Source organism: Streptomyces sp. Ru71 (assembly GCF_002920535.1).
Taxonomy (GTDB): Bacteria; Actinomycetota; Actinomycetes; order Streptomycetales; family Streptomycetaceae; genus Streptomyces.
On the sequence record NZ_PQSS01000148.1, the window covers coordinates 1 to 5119 of the forward strand.

Genomic DNA, 5119 nt, shown 5'->3' on the forward strand with positions numbered 1-5119 from the left:
GGCCGCATCCGCGGCCACCTCGCCACCACGGCTGCCGGGCTGACCGCCGTCGGCTGCGCGCTCACCGGGCACCGGCAGGCCGCCGTCCTCGCCGCGCTCGGCTGGGCGGCGGGCACCGCCGAGTTCGCCTGGGCGCGCATCGCGCCCGGACCGCGCACCCGGCACGAGATCAACACCATGCTCGCCACCAGCGTGCTCATCCCGCCCGCGGCCACCTGGCACTGGCTCAGCGGGCTGGTGCGGCACCGGCGGGCCGCCCCCTGGCGGGAGGTGGCCCTGTGACGGCGATCCGGGCGGTGCTCTTCGACCGCGACGGCACCCTCGTCGAGGACGTGCCCTACAACGGCGACCCCGACCGGGTGCGCCCGATGCCCGGCGCCCGCGAGGCCGTCGAGCTGCTGCGCGCCCACGGCGTGCGCACCGGCGTCGTCACCAACCAGTCCGGCGTCGCCCGCGGCCTGCTCACCGAGACCGACGTGCGCCGCGTGAACGAGCGCGTGGACGAACTGCTCGGCCCCTTCGACGTGTTCGCGGTGTGCCCGCACGGCCCCGACGACGGCTGCCGCTGCCGCAAGCCGCAACCCGGCATGGTCCTGTGGGCGGCGGGGAGGCTGTGCACGCCCCCCGGCCGGCTCGCCGTCGTCGGCGACATCGGCGCCGACGTCGAGGCCGCCCGCCGGGCCGGCGCGCACGGCATCCTCGTCCCGACGCCGGTGACCCGACCGGAGGAGACGGCGAGCGCCGAACACGTCGCCAAGGACCTCATGACCGCCGTCCGCGTCCTCCTCGACGGCCCGCCCCACGGCCACGTCCTGGCCGACGAACGGCCCGTCGCCGAGGCCTTTCGGGAGGCGCGATGAGAGCGCTCGTCACCCGCCTCGACAGCTTCGGCGACGTGCTCCTCGCCGGGCCCGCGATCCGGGCCGTCGCCGCCCGCGCCGAGCACCTCACCCTGCTGTGCGGGCCGCTCGGCGAACCGGCCGCGCGCATGCTGCCCGGCGTGGACGAGGTCGTCGTCTGGGACGCCCCCTGGGCCGGATTCGACCCGCCGCCCGTGCGGCGCGGGGAGATCGACGAGCTGACCGCGTCCCTCGACGCCGACACCGGCCTGATCCTGACCTCCTTCCACCAGTCGCCGCTGCCCACCGCGCTGCTGCTGCGCCTGGCCGGGGTCGGGCACCTCGCCGCCGACAGCGTGGACTACCCCGGCTCCCTGCTCGACGTACGCCACCAGCGCGCCCCGCACGCCCACGAGGCGGAGGCCGCCCTCGACCTCGCCGAGGCCGCGGGCTTCCCGCGCGTCGACGACGGCCGGCTCGCCGTCCTGCCCCCGCCCGACACCCGTGAACTGACCGGTGCGGGGCCCTACGTCGTGCTGCACCCAGGCGCCAGCGTGCCCGCCCGCGCCTGGAGCCCCGGCCGCTGCGCCGAGGCCGTGCGTGAGCTGACCGCCGCCGGGCACCGCGTCGTCGTCACCGGCGGGCGCGGCGAGCGCGAGCTGACCGCGCACGTCGCCGGGGACGCGGGCCTGGACCTCGGCGGCCGTACCGGCGCCCGGGAACTGGCCGGAGTGCTGGCCCGGGCCGCCGCCCTCGTCACCGGCAACACCGGGCCCGCGCACCTCGCCGCCGCCGTCTCCACGCCCGTCGTCTCCCTGTTCGCCCCCGTCGTCCCGGCCGAGCGCTGGCGCCCCTACGGCGTGCCGTACGTGCTGCTCGGCGACCAGAGCGCGCCCTGCGCCGGCAGCCGGGCCCGCACCTGCCCCGTCCCCGGCCACCCGTGTCTTGAGTCCGTGACCGCCCACGACGTGGTCGCCGCAGTGGAGAAGGTGATGCAGGCATGAGGATCCTGATCTGGCACGTGCACGGCTCCTGGACCACGTCCTTCGTCCAGGGCCCGCACACCTGCCTCGTCCCGGTCACCCCCGACCGCGGCCCCGACGGCCTCGGCCGCGCCCGCACCTTCGACTGGCCCGACAGCGTGCTGGAGGTGCCGCCCGAGCGGCTGCGCGAGGAGGAGATCGACCTCGTCGTCCTGCAGCGCCCGCACGAACTCGCCCTCGTGGACGCGTGGCTGGGCCGCCGCCCGCCGATGGTGTACCTGGAGCACAACGCCCCGCACGGCGACGTGCCCGACACCCGGCACCCGATGGCGGACCAGTCGGCGATCCCGATCGTGCACGTCACCCACTTCAACCGGCTGATGTGGGACAACGGCCGTGCCCCGACCGCCGTCATCGAGCACGGCATCGTCGACCCCGGCCCGCTGTGGACCGGCGAGGTGCCGCACGCCGCCGTGGTCGTCAACGAGCCCGTCCGGCGCGGCCGTACCACCGGCACCGACCTGCTGCCGTACTTCGCCGAGGCCGCCCCGCTGGACGTCTTCGGCATGAAGACCGACCGGCTGGAGCTGCCCGGCACCCGGACCTACGACCTGCCGCAGCGTGACCTGCACGCGCAGATGGCCCGCCGCCGGCTCTACCTCCACCCGGTCCGCTGGACCTCCCTCGGCCTGTCCCTGCTGGAAGCGATGCACCTGGGGATGCCGGTGGTGGCGCTCGCCACCACCGAGGTGACCGAGGCGGTGCCCGAGGGCGCCGGAGTGGTCTCCAACCGCATCGACGTACTGAAAGACGCCGTACGGGACTTCGTCGCCGACCCGCTGCGCGCCCGTGCGGTCGGCGAGGGCGCACGCGCCGCGGCGCTCGCCCGCTACGGGCTGACCCGCTTCCTGGACGACTGGGAGCGGCTGCTGAAGGAGGTGACCCGATGAGGATCGCCATGGTGTCCGAGCACGCGAGCCCCCTCGCGGTACTCGGCGGGGTGGACGCCGGTGGCCAGAACGTGTACGTGGCCCGGCTCAGCGAGGAGCTGGCGAGCCGCGGACACGACGTCACCGTCTACACCCGGCGCGACTCCACCGACCTGCCCGACCGGGTGACCATGCCCGGCGGCACCGTCGTCGAGCACGTGCCGGCCGGTCCGCCCCGGCCCGTCCCCAAGGACGAGCTGTTCCCCTACATGCCCGGCTTCGGCGCCCACCTGGCGCGGGCCTGGCAGCGCGAGCGACCGGACGCCGTGCACGCCCACTTCTGGATGTCCGGCATGGCCGCCCGCATCGGGGCCCACCCCCACGGCATCCCCGTCGTGCAGACCTTCCACGCCCTGGGCACCGTCAAGCGCCGCCACCAGGGCCGCCGCGACACCAGCCCCTTCGAACGCGTCGGCATCGAGCGGCAGCTGGGCCGCAACTGCAGCCGCATCCTGGCCACCTGCACCGACGAGGTGTACGAGCTGGCCGACATGGGCGTCTCCCCGCAGCGGGTGTCCGTGGTGCCGTGCGGTGTGGACGCCGACCACTTCCACCCCGGCGCCCGCGACGTGCGCCATGTGCCGCCGCGCGAGCAGCGCCACCGCATCCTGTCCTGCGGGCGGCTCGTGCGCCGCAAGGGCTACGACAAGGCCATCCGCGCCCTGACCCGGATCCCGGACACCGAACTGATCGTCGCCGGCGGGCCGCCGCCCGGACTGCTGGAGACCGACCCGGAGGCGGAGCGGCTGCTGAAACTCGCCGAACGCGCCGGTGTCGCCGACCGGGTGCGACTGATCGGCGCCGTCGACCCCGCGCACATGCCCGCCGTCATGGGCAGCGCCGACCTGGTGCTGTGCACCCCGGTGTACGAGCCGTTCGGCATCGTGCCGCTGGAGGCCATGGCCTGCGGCGTGCCGGTCGTCGCCACCGACGTGGGCGGCCACAAGGACACCGTCACCGACGGCGTCACCGGACGCCGGGTCCCGGCCGGGGACGCCTGGGCGGTCGCCGCCGCCGTACGCGACCTCCTCGCCGACGGCGAACTGCGCCGCCGGATGGGCGAGACCGGACGCGAACGCGTCCTGGCCCGCTACACCTGGCACCGGGTCGCCGACGGCGTCGAACAGGTCTACCGCCAGGTCGCCGTCGGGCGCGGCCTGCGCACGGAGGTGGCGTGATGAGCGCCCCCGCACACACGAAAGGGGGCGGCATGAGCACCCACGCACCGTCGCCGGTCGCCGCGCACTGCGACGAACTCCTCGACGCGCTCGGCCCGTTCAGGGAGCGCTCCTATCTCACCGAGCGGTGGGGCGAGCAGCTCGCCAAGGTGCTCGGCGGCGGCGGACGCCTCCTCGCCGCGGGCAACGGCGGCAGCGCCGCCCAGGCCCAGCACCTGACCGCCGAACTGGTCGGCCGCTACCGCGACGACCGGCCGCCGTTCTCCGCGATCGCCCTGCACGCCGACACCTCCGCGACGACCGCCATCGCCAACGACTACGGCGTCGACGAGGTGTTCGCCCGCCAGGTCCGCGCGCACGGCCGGCCCGGCGACGTGCTGATGCTGCTGTCCACGTCCGGCGCCAGCGCCAACCTGCTGTCCGCCGCCGACGCGGGCCGCGCGGCCGGCTTGAGCGTGTGGGCGCTGACCGGAGCCGCACCCAACCCGCTGATGGCGGGCAGCGACGAGGCGCTGTGCGTGCCCGCCGCCACCACGGCGACCGTGCAGGAACTCCACCTGGTCGCCGTGCACATGATCTGCCAGGCGTTCGACGCGGCAGTGGAGCGCATCCACGGGAGGTGACGGATGACGACGCACGGCTCTTCCAAGGCCCCCCTCGTCGTGGTCGGCGACGCGCTGCTCGACCGCGACCTGACCGGCAGCGCCGACCGCCTCGCCCCGGACGCGCCGGTGCCGGTCGTCGCCGGCTGCGAGGAACGCGTCCGGCCCGGCGGCGCCGCGCTCACCGCGTGCCTCGCGGCCGCCGACGGCCGGCACGTGACGCTGATCACCGGCCTCGGCGACGACCCGGCGAGCACACGGCTGCGCGAACTCCTGGCCGGGCGCGTGGAGTTGATCGCGCTGCCGCTGACCGGCCCGCTCTCCGAGAAGACCCGCGTGCTCGCCCGGGGCCGCCCGGTGGTCCGCCTGGACCGCGGCGACGGGCGGGTCCGCACGGCCACCGCCCAGGCCCGCGCCGCGCTGCGGGCGGCACCGGCCGTGCTGGTCTCCGACTACGGCCGGGGCGCGGCCGACGCCCTGCGGGACGTCCTCGCCGAGCGCCCCCCGCTGGTCTGGGACCCGCACCCG

At 76.0% G+C, this 5119-nt stretch carries 5 protein-coding genes and 2 pseudogenes; all 7 read left to right on the forward strand.

Annotated features, from left to right (window positions below):
• Window positions 1-282: pseudogene (locus tag C3489_RS37655) on the forward strand (transferase); the annotation flags it as partial.
• Entirely contained in the window at window positions 279-860 is a 582-nt protein-coding gene (locus tag C3489_RS37660; RefSeq protein WP_103786633.1) for an HAD-IIIA family hydrolase, read from the forward strand. The pseudogene C3489_RS37655 and the gene C3489_RS37660, both read left to right, overlap by 4 nt.
• Entirely contained in the window at window positions 857-1843 is a 987-nt protein-coding gene (locus C3489_RS37665) for a glycosyltransferase family 9 protein (RefSeq protein WP_103786634.1), read from the forward strand. Before C3489_RS37660 ends, C3489_RS37665 begins: the two co-directional genes overlap by 4 nt.
• Entirely contained in the window at window positions 1840-2772 is a 933-nt protein-coding gene (locus tag C3489_RS37670) for a glycosyltransferase (protein ID WP_103786635.1), read from the forward strand. The genes C3489_RS37665 and C3489_RS37670 overlap by 4 nt, the downstream gene beginning before the upstream one ends.
• The gene (locus C3489_RS37675) at window positions 2769-3989 is read left to right on the forward strand and encodes a glycosyltransferase (protein ID WP_103786636.1); all 1221 of its coding nucleotides are present in this window, start codon (window positions 2769-2771) and stop codon (window positions 3987-3989) included. Before C3489_RS37670 ends, C3489_RS37675 begins: the two co-directional genes overlap by 4 nt.
• 32 nt (window positions 3990-4021) lie before the next feature.
• Window positions 4022-4612 (forward strand): SIS domain-containing protein, encoded by a 591-nt coding sequence (locus C3489_RS37680; RefSeq protein WP_103786637.1) that lies wholly within the window; start codon window positions 4022-4024, stop codon window positions 4610-4612.
• A 3-nt stretch (window positions 4613-4615) separates the two neighbouring features.
• Window positions 4616-5119, forward strand: a pseudogene (locus C3489_RS37685) (D-beta-D-heptose 1-phosphate adenosyltransferase); the annotation flags it as partial.